At 60.2% G+C, this 12,804-nt stretch carries 11 protein-coding genes; 7 read left to right on the top strand and 4 right to left on the bottom strand.

Annotated features, from left to right (window positions below; all coding sequences use genetic code 11):
• Positions 1 to 32: 32 nt before the first annotated feature.
• The 3 genes from LQ249_RS23445 to LQ249_RS23435 are packed head-to-tail and all read right to left on the bottom strand — an operon-like array spanning position 33 to position 3,750.
• Complete coding sequence (locus LQ249_RS23445) at positions 33 to 947, bottom strand: PLP-dependent cysteine synthase family protein (RefSeq protein WP_046385199.1); 915 nt, start codon at positions 945 to 947, stop codon at positions 33 to 35.
• Between the two features lie 23 nt (positions 948 to 970).
• Positions 971 to 2,833: a molybdopterin-synthase adenylyltransferase MoeB gene (moeB, locus tag LQ249_RS23440; protein ID WP_079444510.1), complete on the bottom strand. Its 1,863-nt coding sequence runs from the start codon at positions 2,831 to 2,833 to the stop codon at positions 971 to 973.
• Between the two features lie 23 nt (positions 2,834 to 2,856).
• Positions 2,857 to 3,750: a DMT family transporter gene (locus LQ249_RS23435; protein WP_162231523.1), complete on the bottom strand. Its 894-nt coding sequence runs from the start codon at positions 3,748 to 3,750 to the stop codon at positions 2,857 to 2,859.
• 160 nt (positions 3,751 to 3,910) lie between these two features.
• Between LQ249_RS23435 and LQ249_RS23430 the strand changes: the two genes are divergently transcribed.
• Entirely contained in the window at positions 3,911 to 5,335 is a 1,425-nt protein-coding gene (locus tag LQ249_RS23430; RefSeq protein ID WP_026139808.1) for an aminotransferase-like domain-containing protein, read from the top strand.
• Positions 5,336 to 5,445: 110 nt separating this feature from the next.
• On the opposite strand, the gene ppsR is transcribed toward LQ249_RS23430, so the two are convergent.
• Complete coding sequence (gene ppsR / locus LQ249_RS23425; RefSeq protein ID WP_046382423.1) at positions 5,446 to 6,264, bottom strand: posphoenolpyruvate synthetase regulatory kinase/phosphorylase PpsR; 819 nt, start codon at positions 6,262 to 6,264, stop codon at positions 5,446 to 5,448.
• A gap of 178 nt (positions 6,265 to 6,442) precedes the next feature.
• Here ppsR and ppsA point away from each other — a divergent pair, with 178 nt between their 5' ends.
• The 6 genes from ppsA to LQ249_RS23395 all read left to right on the top strand — a co-directional run bounded on the left by ppsA (position 6,443) and on the right by LQ249_RS23395 (position 12,773).
• Entirely contained in the window at positions 6,443 to 8,818 is a 2,376-nt protein-coding gene (gene ppsA, locus LQ249_RS23420; RefSeq protein ID WP_026139809.1) for a phosphoenolpyruvate synthase, read from the top strand.
• A 105-nt stretch (positions 8,819 to 8,923) separates the two neighbouring features.
• On the top strand, positions 8,924 to 9,913 hold the full coding sequence (locus LQ249_RS23415) for an alpha/beta fold hydrolase (RefSeq protein WP_046382424.1): 990 nt from the start codon (positions 8,924 to 8,926) through the stop codon (positions 9,911 to 9,913).
• A gap of 188 nt (positions 9,914 to 10,101) precedes the next feature.
• Complete coding sequence (gene rraA / locus LQ249_RS23410) at positions 10,102 to 10,593, top strand: ribonuclease E activity regulator RraA (protein WP_017845207.1); 492 nt, start codon at positions 10,102 to 10,104, stop codon at positions 10,591 to 10,593.
• Between the two features lie 25 nt (positions 10,594 to 10,618).
• The gene (locus tag LQ249_RS23405) at positions 10,619 to 11,614 is read left to right on the top strand and encodes a zinc transporter ZntB (protein ID WP_017845208.1); all 996 of its coding nucleotides are present in this window, start codon (positions 10,619 to 10,621) and stop codon (positions 11,612 to 11,614) included.
• An 86-nt stretch (positions 11,615 to 11,700) separates the two neighbouring features.
• On the top strand, positions 11,701 to 11,946 hold the full coding sequence (locus tag LQ249_RS23400) for a hypothetical protein (RefSeq protein ID WP_005790375.1): 246 nt from the start codon (positions 11,701 to 11,703) through the stop codon (positions 11,944 to 11,946).
• 2 nt (positions 11,947 to 11,948) lie between these two features.
• Entirely contained in the window at positions 11,949 to 12,773 is an 825-nt protein-coding gene (locus LQ249_RS23395; protein WP_017845209.1) for a mechanosensitive ion channel family protein, read from the top strand.
• The last annotated feature ends 31 nt before the right edge of the window (positions 12,774 to 12,804 follow it).

The raw sequence follows: 12,804 nt of genomic DNA, 5'->3' as shown, positions 1-12,804 counted from the left end.
CACCCCCGCATTCTGGATGGTTGGATAACCGGTTATTCGAAACTGGGCAGGTAGCTGTCGGCATTGTCGTAGACCATGGTCAACACCACCGTTTCGGGCGGTAACTCCGGGGCGAGCTTGGCGATGGCCACCATATTGGCGGCCGAGGACAGGCCCAGGCTGATGGCATCGGTACGCATGATGCGTTTCATCATGTCGAGGCATTCCATGCGCGACACCTTGAGCATGCCGTCCAGCACGTCCAGGTTGAGGATGCTCGGGATCAAGCCGATCGACAGGCCCTGGATATGGTGGGGTGCGTGCTGGTTTTTCAGCAGGTCGCATTCCTCCGGTTCCACGCCCATCACGCGCAGGGCCGGCCAGGCGGCCTTGAGGGTTTCGCCGATGCCGGTGATATGGCCGCCGGTGCCGATGCCGCTGACGAAGTAATCCACGCGCTGCTCACCGAAGGCGCTGAGGATCTCCGGCGCGGTGGTGTCGCGGTGGGTCTGCGGGTTGGCGCCGTTGCGTTGCTGGTTGAGCATCACGTAGCTGGGGTTTTCCAGTTGCAACTCCATGCATTTCTCGCCATGGGAATTGTTGCCGAGGCGGCTGTCCGACAGCACCACCTTGGCGCCATACAGGCGCAGCAGTTTCTGCTTTTCGGGGCTGTAGTTATCCGGGATCACCAGCACCACTTTGTAGCCGAGCACGTTGCCAGCCATCACCAGGCCAATGCCGGTGTTGCCGCCGCTGGGTTCGATAATGGTTTGCCCGGAGTCGCGCATCAGCACGCCGCGACGCTCGGCGTCGAGGATCATGCCCAAGGCGATGCGCGCCTTGTGGCTGCCGCCGGGGTTGAGCGATTCCAGTTTGGCGTAGACCTCGATGCCGAGGTCTTCGGAAAACTGCGCCAGGCGCACGATCGGTGTGTGGCCGATGGCGTCGAGAATTGAGTTATGCAACATCAGGTCGTTACCCAGGGCCGTGATCAGTACAAAGGCATATCGGGTTCGACGTCGCGAACCCAATGTTTCATGCCGCCTTGCAGAACTTTGGTGTTGGCGAAGCCGGCCGCCAGCAGGGTGCTGGCCGCTTGCTCGGCGCGGGTTCCGGCGTAGCAGATCAGGTAGTGGGTGTTGTCTCGGCTGAGACTGTCGAGCTGACCGTCCAGTTCAGCGAGGGGGATATGCACCACGCCCGGCAACTTGCAGACCTCCAGTTCGCTGGCGTCGCGCACGTCCAGCAGTACGTCGGCGCTGCTGTGGCGTTCGAGCAGTTGTTTGAGTACCCGCGGCTTGATGTAGCGCTCTTCGGCCAGGCTGGGCTTGCTCGGTACGGCGTCGGCGCAGACTGTCGGCGCGAGGGGTGCGCTGTGGCGCAGTTCCGAACAGCACGGGCAGTCGGCGCGGCGCTTGAAGCGGATCTCGCTGAATTTCATCGCCAGCGCATCGAAGCGCATCAAGCGGCCGGACAAGGGTTCGCCGATGCCGATCAGCAACTTGATCGCCTCGGTCGCCTGGATCATCCCGACTACCCCCGGCAGCACGCCGATCACTCCGCCAGCGCTGCAATTGGGCGCCAGTTCCGCCGGTGGTGCCTTGGGGAACAGGCAGCGGTAGCAGGGCCCGCCTTTGTAATTGAGCACGCTGATCTGCCCGTCGAAACGGTAGATGGCGCCGAACACCAGGGGTTTGCCCAACTGCACGCAGGCGTCGTTGACCAGGTAGCGCGTGTCGAAATTGTCGGTGCCGTCGATCACCAGGTCGTAGGCGCCGACCAGTTCCAGGGCGTTGTCGGCGGTCAGCGCGGTGTCGTGGGCATTGATCTGGATGTGGCTGTTGAGGTCTTGCAAGCGTTGCTTGGCGGACGCGACCTTGGACATGCCCAGGGTGCTGTTGCCGTGGACGATCTGGCGTTGCAGGTTGCTGCTCTCGACCACATCGAAATCCACCAGCCCCAGGGTGCCGATGCCGGCCGCCGCCAGGTACAGGCTGATGGGCGAGCCCAGGCCGCCGGTGCCGATGATCAGCACCTTGGCTTTTTTCAGGTTCAACTGGCCTTCGCGACCGACGCCGGGCAGGGTGATATGGCGCACGTAACGCTGCACTTCTTCATTGCTCAGGCTGTCGACGTCGATGCCGCCGGAGGTGGCGAGCAACACTTCGATCCTGGCCTTTTCCGGTAGCCGGTCGTCCGCTTCGATCAATGCTTCCTCGGCGGTAAACAGGAAGTGTTCCTTGAGCTGGTTGTTGTTCTCGTGGAACAGGTGCATACGCAACTGCGGGTGGCTGTCGCAGAGGTTTTCAATGACTTCGCGCAATGTCGATCCGGTGCCCTCAAGGGTCGATTCCGGCAGCTTGGCCACGCGAACCAGAATGTCGGGGAAAGAGACAGCGTTCATGGACAACTCCGTGTGCAGGTCGTTGAAGGGTTGAAGGGCGAAATGCTTGCCATCCCAGGCAAACAGCTTCGAGCCCAGGGCCTGGCCCTGGCGAACATCCACCACCAGGTAGCTGACGGGGTAGATCGGCTCGCCCATGAACAGCGCCTTGTCCTGGTCTTCGTCGCTGAAATAGGCACCGACGTCAGGGTGGGAGTGGTAGATCACCACCACCGGGTTGTCGCTGCGAAGTGCCTTGTTCAGCAGCAGCGTGTCGGCCACGGAAAAGGTGTAGCCGTTGGCCGCGCTGCGCGGGTACATCTCGGGGTTCTTGCGGTGCAGCTCGTTCTGGATATTGCGGCCCAGGTACACGCTGCCGTCGGCGAAGACGAAGCCACAGCATTCCTCGGGGTAGCTGCGGCTGGCGTGGGCATAGATCTGTTCCAGGGCTTCTGGGCGGAGGACGTCCATGTTTCTCTCGCGTTCAAAGAGGCTCAATTTTTCTTGGCCATGAGTTTTTCGATGGGCAACTTGGTGATCGCAAAACCGGCCAGCAGAATGGCCGAATACAGCATGAGGTCGCGGGAAATCGCCACGCCTTCGTACCAGGCGCCGATGATCACCGCGAACACCGGGAAGATGATGAACACGAACGAGAGGATGATCGGGCTCAGGCGCTTGAGCAGCATGAAATACACGATGAACCCGCCCACCGATGCGACCAGGCCCAGGTAGAACAGGGCGCCCCACGAACGCAGGGTGATGGCTTCGAAAGTCGGTGTTTCAAACCACAGGCCGGCGACGAACAGCATCAGCCCGGCGATCCCGATGGGCAGTGTGTTGTAAGTGATCACGCTGATGGCGCTGCCTTTTTGCTTGGTAATGACGTAGCACAAGGCATGCATGATCGCGGCGCTCAGAATCGCCAGTACCCCGAAGAACTCAGCGTGGTCCAGGTGCAGGCCCTGGCTCCTGATGATCATGTAAAGGCTGCCGAAGCCGATACCGATGCCGACCACCTGGGAAAAGTAGATGCGCTCGCGCAGGAACAGCGCGGAGAAAATCAGGATGAACACCGGCATGCAACTGAACAGCAGCGCGGTGAGGCCGGACGAAACATGCATTTCGCCGTAGTTGAGCAGGTAATAGGGCACGCTGAAGTAGGACAGGGTCACGAACACGAAGAACCAACGGCTTTCCCGGGGGAACAGGATCGGCTCGCGACGCACCATGGCAAAACACAGGAACAGCGGGAACGCGATCAGGAAGCGCAAGCCGGCGGAGGTCAGCGGCGGCACGCTCTCCACGGCGATTTTGATGCCGAGCCAAGTGGTACCCCAACTCAGGCAAACGATGAGAAACATCACACTGGTCACCAGGCCGGCCAACCACTGTTTTTGAGTTTTGGTTTTTGCAGCGTTTTCGAGAACGGCGGACATTGGCATCGTTTATTGCTTCCCTGAGCCGGAATTGAACTCTATATTGAACTTGTAATGAGTTATTTTTTTCGGCGATTGAACCCGTAAAAGCACACTATTAGGGCTAAAGATGGCTGTCAAAACAAATATTGACATGGTGTCAATTATGCGTGAGGGGTTGTCCAATGGGCAGGGCGTCAAGTACAAGCGCCTGTCCGATGTCATGGAACGGGGCATCCTCGAGGGCTTGATTGAACCGGGACGGAAACTGCCGCCCCATCGGGTACTTTCCGACAATCTGGGGGTGACCATCGGCACCATCAGCCGGGCCTACGGCGAGCTGGAACGCCTGGGGTTGGTGGTGGCACGGGTAGGTGACGGCACGTTCGTGCGCAAGCGTGGGATGGAGCGCCAACGGGATGAAGGTTTCCGCAACTTCAGCGAGGAGCCGCGCCAATACTTCGACATGAGCCGCAACATGCATATTCCGGGGCAGGAGACGGTGTTCCTGGCGCAGAGTTTCCAGACCCTGTCGACCAACGCCAAGTTTCTCCAGGACATCAGTGCCTACACGCCGGACGCCGGCCTGCCGCGTTACCGCGAAGCGGGTGCGCAGTGGCTGGTGCAGCGCGATTTTCATCCCATCCCCGAGCAGGTCATTTGCGTCAACGGCGGCCAGCACGGGTTGCTCTGCGCGATGATGGCGCTGCTGCGCGCTGGCGACACGGTGGTCACCGAGCAACTGACGTATCCAGGGCTGATCACCGCCGCGCGAATGCTCGGTGTGCGCCTGATCGGCCTGGAGATGGATGACGAAGGTGTGCTGCCCGGGGCACTCGATGAAGTCTGTCGCAATCACAGGGTTTCGGCGTTGTACTGCACGCCCACCATCCAGAACCCGACCACTGCCGTGTTATCGGTCGCACGCCGCGAGGCGCTGGTCAAAGTCTGTCGTGAGCACAACCTGCTGATTCTTGAGGATGAAGCCCACGGTGTGCTGGTGGAAGACCGACCGCCGCCCCTGAGTTATTTCGCGCCCGAGCGTACGATTTTGATCAGCAGCTTGAGCAAGGCCGTGTCGGCGGGGCTGCGTGTCGGCTATGTGCATGCGCCGCCGGCATTGGTCAGCCGTATTTCAGCGGCGCTGCGTTCGACCTGCTGGATGGCCACGCCGGTGACCCTGGAGTTGGCGACCCAGTGGATCGAGAACGGCACGGCGGAATACCTGCTGCGCCAGCAGATCAACGAGATCAGCCGACGCAAGGCGTTGGTGCAGGGCCTGTTGGCCGGCCTGGAATACCGCACGCACCTCAATAGCCCGCACTTCTGGATTGAAGTCCCGGAGCCTTGGCGAGCGTCGGAAATCGAGGCCGAACTCAAGCAGAATAATTACCTGATCGCCACCGCCGAGGCGTTTGCCGTGGGGCAGACCGCAGTGCCGCAGTTTATCCGGGCGAGTATCTGCAATACGTCGGGAGATGATCAGTTGTTGCGGGCGGGGTTTGATGCGCTGGCCACTGCGTTGGGGCAGGGCGGTGGGCGCTTCCACCTTTAGGCGGGTTCGCCGAGTTATCGTTCATCGTGAGCACGCCAGCTCCCACCTTTGGAATGCATTTTCCTGTGGGCGCGGGCTTGCTCGCGATGGTGTCGGTTCAGACAAACAGATTATTTAAAGCGGCGTTCGACGCCTTTCTCCACCAGAATTTTCGCCGAGATCTCTTCCACCGAGAAATGCGTGGAATTGATGTGCGCAATGTTCTCTCGACGGAACAGATTTTCCACTTCGCGCACTTCGAATTCGCACTGGGCATAGCTGGAGTAGCGGCTGTTGGGCTTGCGCTCGTTGCGGATGGCCGTCAGGCGGTCCGGGTCGATGGTCAACCCGAACAGCTTGTGCGAATGCGCGCGCAGGGCCGTCGGCAGCGTCAGGTGTTCCATGTCGTCTTCGGTCAGCGGGTAGTTGGCCGCGCGGATGCCGAATTGCATGGCCATGTACAGACAAGTCGGGGTCTTGCCGCAGCGCGACACGCCCACCAGGATGATGTCGGCCTTGTCGTAGTAGTGGGTGCGGGCTCCGTCGTCGTTGTCGAGGGCGAAGTTCACCGCCTCGATACGCTCCATGTAGTTGGAGTTATGCCCAATGGAATGGGACTTTCCGACGGAATAGGAGGAATGTTCACTCAACTCTTGTTCCAGCGGCGCCAGGAAGCTCGAGAAAATGTCGATCATGAAACCATTGGACGTAGCAAGGATCTCACGAATGTCTTGATTGACGATGGTGTCGAAAATGATCGGACGAAAGCCGTCTTTTTCTGCCGCCAGATTGATTTGTTGTACCATGGCCCGCGCTTTATCCGCGTTGTCGATATACGGCCGCGTGAATTTGGCGAAAGTAACGTTTTCGAACTGCGCGAGCAGGCTTTGGCCCAGTGTTTCGGCTGTGATGCCGGTGCCGTCGGAAATAAAGAAAGCAGATCGTTTCATTTGAGCCCTGGGCCTTAAGCTGATGGCGAATCTTGGATATGATAGGCGCGATTTTGCCGTCCCTCTGTGGGCCGCATTCTCACTTATTTTCCAGGTCCAGGCCACAAGCGCTGGCGAATGCTCCTACTGAGCAGCCGGCGTCCTGAGCTTTTCCAATACAGAAAGTGGAGAGATCACCTTGGTAGAGTACGTAGTTTCCCTCGATAAGCTCGGCGTCCATGATGTGGAGCACGTAGGGGGCAAGAACGCATCCCTCGGCGAGATGATCAGTAATCTTGCAGGCGCTGGCGTCTCGGTGCCAGGTGGTTTTGCCACCACCGCCCAGGCTTACCGTGATTTTCTCGAACTGAGCGGCCTCAACGCCCAGATCCACGCCGCGCTGGACGCTCTGGACGTCGATGACGTCAACGCCCTGGCCAAGACCGGCGCCCAGATCCGTCAGTGGATCATGGAAGCCGAGTTCCCCGAGAAACTCAACGAAGAAATCCGCACGGCGTTCGCCACGCTGTCGGCCGGCAACCCGGACATGGCTGTCGCCGTGCGCTCCTCGGCCACCGCCGAAGACTTGCCCGACGCCTCTTTCGCGGGCCAGCAGGAGACCTTCCTCAACATCCGCGGCGTGGAAAACGTGATCCGCGCAGCCAAGGAAGTGTTCGCTTCGCTGTTCAACGATCGTGCCATTTCCTACCGTGTACACCAAGGTTTCGACCACAAGCTGGTGGCCCTGTCTGCCGGCGTGCAGCGCATGGTGCGTTCGGAAACCGGCACCGCCGGTGTGATGTTCACCCTGGATACCGAATCGGGCTTTCGTGACGTCGTGTTCATCACCGGCGCCTACGGCCTCGGCGAAACCGTCGTACAAGGCGCGGTAAACCCGGACGAATTCTACGTACACAAGGGCACCCTCGCAGCGGGTCGCCCGGCCATCCTGCGCCGTAACCTGGGCAGCAAGGCCATCAAGATGATCTACGGCGACGAGGCCAAGGCCGGTCGCTCGGTGAAAACCGTCGACGTGGATAAGGCCGAGCGCGCGCGCTTCTGCCTGACCGACGCTGAAGTCAGCGAGCTGGCGAAACAGGCGATGATCATCGAGAAGCACTACCAGTGCCCGATGGACATCGAGTGGGCCAAAGACGGCGACGACGGCAAGCTGTACATCGTGCAGGCGCGTCCGGAAACCGTGAAGAGCCGCACTTCGGCCAACGTCATGGAACGCTACCTGCTCAAGGAAACCGGCACTGTGCTGGTGGAAGGCCGCGCCATCGGTCAGCGCATCGGCGCCGGCAAGGTGCGGATCATCAAGGACGTGTCCGAGATGGACAAGGTCCAGCCCGGTGACGTGCTGGTCTCCGACATGACCGACCCGGACTGGGAACCCGTGATGAAGCGCGCCAGCGCCATCGTCACCAACCGTGGCGGGCGTACCTGCCACGCGGCGATCATCGCCCGTGAACTGGGGATTCCTGCGGTAGTCGGTTGCGGCAACGCCACCCAACTGCTCAAGGATGGCCAGGGTGTGACCGTATCCTGCGCCGAAGGCGATACCGGCTTTATCTTCGAAGGCGAGCTGGGCTTCGACATCAAGCAAAACTCCATCGATGCGATGCCTGACCTGCCGTTCAAGATCATGATGAACGTCGGCAACCCGGACCGTGCCTTCGACTTCGCGCAACTGCCGAACGCCGGTGTGGGCCTGGCTCGCCTGGAATTCATCATCAACCGCATGATCGGCGTCCACCCCAAGGCCCTGTTGAACTACGACGGCCTGCCGCCGGAAATCAAGGACAGCGTCGACAAGCGCATCGCTGGCTACAACGACCCGGTGGGCTTCTATGTCGAGAAGCTGGTGGAAGGCATCAGCACCCTGGCCGCGGCGTTCTACCCGAAAAAGGTCATCGTGCGTCTGTCGGACTTCAAGTCCAACGAATACGCCAACCTGATCGGCGGCAAGCTCTACGAGCCGGAAGAAGAAAACCCGATGCTGGGTTTCCGTGGCGCCTCGCGTTACATCAGCGAAGCGTTCCGTGATTGCTTCGAACTCGAGTGCCGCGCCCTCAAGCGCGTGCGCAACGAGATGGGCCTGACCAACGTCGAGATCATGGTGCCGTTCGTCCGTACCCTGGGCGAAGCGAGCCAGGTGGTGGACCTGCTGGCCGAAAACGGCTTGTCCCGTGGTGAAAACGGCCTGCGCGTGATCATGATGTGCGAGCTGCCATCCAACGCCATTCTGGCCGAAGAGTTCCTGGAGTTCTTCGACGGTTTCTCCATCGGCTCCAATGACCTGACCCAACTGACCCTGGGCCTGGACCGCGACTCGGGGATCATCGCGCACCTGTTCGACGAGCGTAACCCTGCGGTCAAGAAGCTGCTGGCCAACGCCATTCAGGCCTGTAACAAGGCCGGCAAGTACATCGGCATTTGCGGCCAAGGCCCTTCCGATCACCCTGACCTGGCCAAATGGCTGATGGAACAGGGCATCGAAAGCGTCTCGCTGAACCCCGATTCGGTGCTGGAAACCTGGTTCTTCCTGGCGGAAGGCCAAGCGTCCGCCTAAGGTCGACGCGTCAAAAGTGCCGGTCAATCGTCAGGTTGGCCGGCATTCTTATCTGTACAGGGCGGAACTCCTTCCGGACGCCGCCCTTTTTTGTGCAAGAGCATTATGCAAAGCAGCAGCAACCTGTTTCCCGTCGCCCTGATCAGCGCTGAACGTCGTGGCGACCTGAGTGAAGATGTGTACCGGCTCAAACCCGGCAACAGTCCCGACGGCACCGTCGAGCTGGCCGTGACGCGTCTGGGCCTGGCCGATGTCGCGCAAAACCGCGGCATCCCTGTGATTTTGTTACATGGCAGCTTTTCCAACCGGCGCTTCTGGTACTCGCCCAAAGGCGTCGGCCTGGGCGCCTACCTGGCACGCCAGGGGTTCGATGTGTGGATACCGGAAATGCGCGGCCACGGCCTGTCCAAGCGCAATCAGGACTACACCCGCAATCGGGTCGCGGACTACGCCCGCTACGATTTGCCGGCCATCGGTGCGTTCGTGCGCGAACAGAGCGCGCAGATTCCCCACTGGATCGGGCATTCCCTGGGCGGCACCACCCTGGCGGCGGCCTTGGGTGGCCAGTACCTCGGTGCGCCGGCGGTGGCTTCAGTGGCGCTGTTCGGCAGCCAGGTCAGTCGCACCTACTGGCCGTTGAAAATTCCACCGCTGGAGTGGGGCGCTCGCTTGCTCCTGAAGCGCTTTGGCCAGTTGTCCGGCCCGCGGCTCAAGCGCGGCCCCGAGGACGAGCCGGTGGGCGTAATGATCGAGAGCATGCGCTGGCATGGCCTCTTCGGCCGGTTTGGCGAGGCTGGTCGTGATTGGTGGAAAGGCCTGGCGGAAGTCGACGTGCCGCTGCTGGTCGTCAGTGCCGCCGGCGACCAGCAGGACCCGGACTGGGCCTGCCGCAAGCTGTACGAACAAGTCGGCTCGGCGCCGCGGCAATACCTGCGCCTGGGGCGCCAACAAGGTTTTACCGGGGATTTCGGGCATGTGGAGATGTTGGTCAGCAAAGCGGCCCAGGCCGAGGTCTGGCCGTTGGTGGCGCAATGGCTGAAAGATCCGCTGACACCATTGTTGGGTGCTCAGGCTGATGCATTGGTCGTAGTTTGACGCAGCGCTCTGCCAAGGGCGTTTCGCTCGTCTTTGGTTGCGGCTAAGATATGACGCGTTAAATGCTTCTGGTCATATTCAGTCGCGCAGTGGCTATTGCGTAACGGCGAAACGGATGGGATGTTTTGCTGCTGCTTCGGCCGGCGCCTCTTTCGAAAGACACGTCTTTGACAGAAAGGAAATTTTCAATGAACCACTACGTCACTCCCGATCTTTGCGACGCCTACCCGGAACTGGTGCAGGTGGCCGAGCCGATGTTCAGCAACTTCGGCGGCCGCGATTCCTTTGGCGGCGAGATCGTCACCATCAAATGCTTCGAAGATAACTCCCTGGTCAAGGAGCAGGCCGACCAGCCAGGCGCCGGCAAGGTGCTGGTGGTCGACGGTGGTGGCTCCCTGCGTCGCGCGCTGCTGGGCGACATGATCGCCGAGAAAGCCGCGAAAAACGGTTGGGAAGGGCTGGTGATTTACGGTTGCATCCGGGATGTCGACGTCGTCGCCCAGACCGACCTCGGCGTGCAGGCGTTGGCTAGCCACCCGATGAAGACTGACAAGCGCGGCATTGGCGACTTGAACGTGGCAGTGACCTTTGCCGGTGTGACATTCCGTCCGGGTGAATACATCTACGCCGACAATAATGGCGTGATCGTGTCGCCCAGCCCGCTGAAAATGCCTGAATAAACCGCAATAACCGACAGGGGTGAGGATGTTCGAGGAAGAAAACGCGCAGTGGGGCCTGGTGCATGCCCTGGTGCTGGATGGTAAAGGCGGTGCGCGTTCGATTGCCCGAACTGAGCTTGACCAATTGCAACTGCAGCCCCAGGAAAGCCTGTGGCTGCATTGGGATCGCAGCCACCCGCAAACCCAGACCTGGCTGCGCAAGGCCAGTGGCTTGAGTGAGTTCGCCTGTGACCTGCTGCTGGAGGAGAACACCCGCCCGCGCCTGTTGCCGTTGCCGGACGCGGAACTCCTGCTGTTCCTGCGCGGGGTCAACCTCAACCCTGGCGCCGAGCCGGAAGACATGGTTTCGGTGCGTATCTTCGCCGCTGCCAGCCGGGTGATTTCCCTGCGCTTGCGCCCGTTGCGCGCCACCGATGAGTTGCTGGTGCAGTTGGCGGATGGCAAGGGGCCAAAAACCGCGTCTGAACTCATCCTGTATATGGCGCAGTACCTGACGCACAAAGTCCAGGACCTGGTGTCCGACCTGTCTGAAATCGTCGACGTAGAGGAAGAAAAACTCGATACCGACGAACGGTATACCCCGGAGCATGGCAGCATTTTGCAGATCCGTCGGCGAGCGGCCGGGCTCAAGCGATTCCTGGCGCCGCAGCGGGATATCTTTGCCCAACTGACGCGGATCAAATTGTCGTGGTTCTGTGATGACGATGCCGACTATTGGAACGAATTGAACAACAGCCTGACCCGCTACCTGGAAGAACTCGAATTGACCCGGGAGCGCGTGGGGCTTGTGCTGGAGGCCGAAGATCGGCGCTTGAGCGTACGCATGAACCGTACAATGTACCGCTTCGGGATCATCACCGGGATCTTCCTGCCGATGAGTTTTCTGACCGGCTTGTTAGGTATCAATGTGGGGGGCATACCGTTCTCCGCCAGCCCTTATGGATTTGTGATTGCCTGCCTGTTGATGGTCTCGGTGGCGCTCGGACAATGGTGGCTATTTCGACGATTGCGCTGGGTTTGAGCTGAATATGACCTGAACGTAGGAAGGGGCCGATGTGACCTCAGGAATTTAACCCTCGTCTTTTAAAACACTTGCGAGAGGTCTTTATGCACGATCCGTTCGAACAGTCTTTGCGTGACATGCTCAATGCTTCGCCATCCAACCGGGATGACGATGCCTGCCTGGGCCGCGTGTTGAAAACCGCCAACCGTCAGGTCGGGGCGGGGGATCTGTTCGGTCTGCTCGGTCGTTGGCTGCCGGCGTTGATGATGGCCCTGAACAATGGTTCGGCCCACGTCTCGCCGGTTTCCCGTCGTAAACCTCTTGCTCGCACTGCTGATAAGGCTGATTGAATATGGAACTTGATCTCTGGACCCAGAGCCTGGTCACCGCGATGACCGCATTGTGGACCAAGGTGGCGAATTTCATTCCCAACCTGTTTGGGGCGCTGGTCCTGGTATTGCTGGGTTTTGTCGTGGCCAAGCTGCTCGACACCCTGCTGTCCAAGCTGCTCGCCAAACTCGGTCTGGACCGTTTGATGGCAGGCACCGGCCTGACCAAGCTGCTCGGCCGCGCCGGGCTGCAAGTGCCGATCTCGACCTTGATCGGCAAGATCGTTTACTGGTTCGTTTTGTTGATTTTTCTGGTTTCTGCGGCTCAATCCCTTGGCCTTGAGCGAGTTTCAGCTACGCTGGACATGCTGGCACTGTATTTGCCGAAGGTATTCGGCGGCGCGCTGGTGCTTCTCGTCGGCGTTTTGCTCGCACAATTAGCCAACGGGTTGGTACGCGGGGCCGCTGAAGGGGTCGGGCTGGACTATGCGGCAGGCCTGGGGCGAATCGCCCAGGGGCTCGTGATCATCATCAGTATTTCCGTCGCGATCAGCCAGTTGGAGGTCAAGACTGACCTGCTCAACCACGTGATTGTGATTGTTTTGATTACCGTTGGTCTGGCCGTTGCGCTGGCCATGGGTCTGGGAAGTCGGGAAATTGCCGGTCAGATTCTGGCGGGAATCTATGTGCGTGAGTTGTATCAGGTAGGGCAGCACGTGCGTGTGGGCGAGGTCGAGGGGCAAATCGAGGAGATCGGTACGGTCAAGACAACTGTGCTGACCGATGACGGCGATCTGGTGTCGCTGTCCAATCGGATTCTCCTGGAGCAGCAGGTCAGTAGCCGCTAACCCGGCAAACCCTGCTAATGTACGCCGCCGC

Origin of the sequence: Pseudomonas sp. 7-41 (genome assembly GCF_021233075.1) — a bacterium.
Classification (GTDB): domain Bacteria; phylum Pseudomonadota; class Gammaproteobacteria; order Pseudomonadales; family Pseudomonadaceae; genus Aquipseudomonas; species Aquipseudomonas veronii.
This window is presented reverse-complemented; position numbering and strand designations above follow the sequence as displayed.

Bases quoted from the DNA above. Each gene is read 5' to 3' on its own strand.
- LQ249_RS23395 (WP_017845209.1), top strand. From the start codon at position 11,949: ATGGAACTTGATCTCTGGACCCAGAGCCTGGTCACCGCGATGACCGCA.
- LQ249_RS23405 (WP_017845208.1), top strand. From the start codon at position 10,619: ATGTTCGAGGAAGAAAACGCGCAGTGGGGCCTGGTGCATGCCCTGGTG.
- ppsR (WP_046382423.1), bottom strand. From the start codon at position 6,264: ATGAAACGATCTGCTTTCTTTATTTCCGACGGCACCGGCATCACAGCC.
- LQ249_RS23430 (WP_026139808.1), top strand. From the start codon at position 3,911: ATGGCTGTCAAAACAAATATTGACATGGTGTCAATTATGCGTGAGGGG.
- LQ249_RS23400 (WP_005790375.1), top strand. From the start codon at position 11,701: ATGCACGATCCGTTCGAACAGTCTTTGCGTGACATGCTCAATGCTTCG.
- moeB (WP_079444510.1), bottom strand. From the start codon at position 2,833: ATGGACGTCCTCCGCCCAGAAGCCCTGGAACAGATCTATGCCCACGCC.
- LQ249_RS23445 (WP_046385199.1), bottom strand. From the start codon at position 947: ATGTTGCATAACTCAATTCTCGACGCCATCGGCCACACACCGATCGTG.
- LQ249_RS23415 (WP_046382424.1), top strand. From the start codon at position 8,924: ATGCAAAGCAGCAGCAACCTGTTTCCCGTCGCCCTGATCAGCGCTGAA.
- rraA (WP_017845207.1), top strand. From the start codon at position 10,102: ATGAACCACTACGTCACTCCCGATCTTTGCGACGCCTACCCGGAACTG.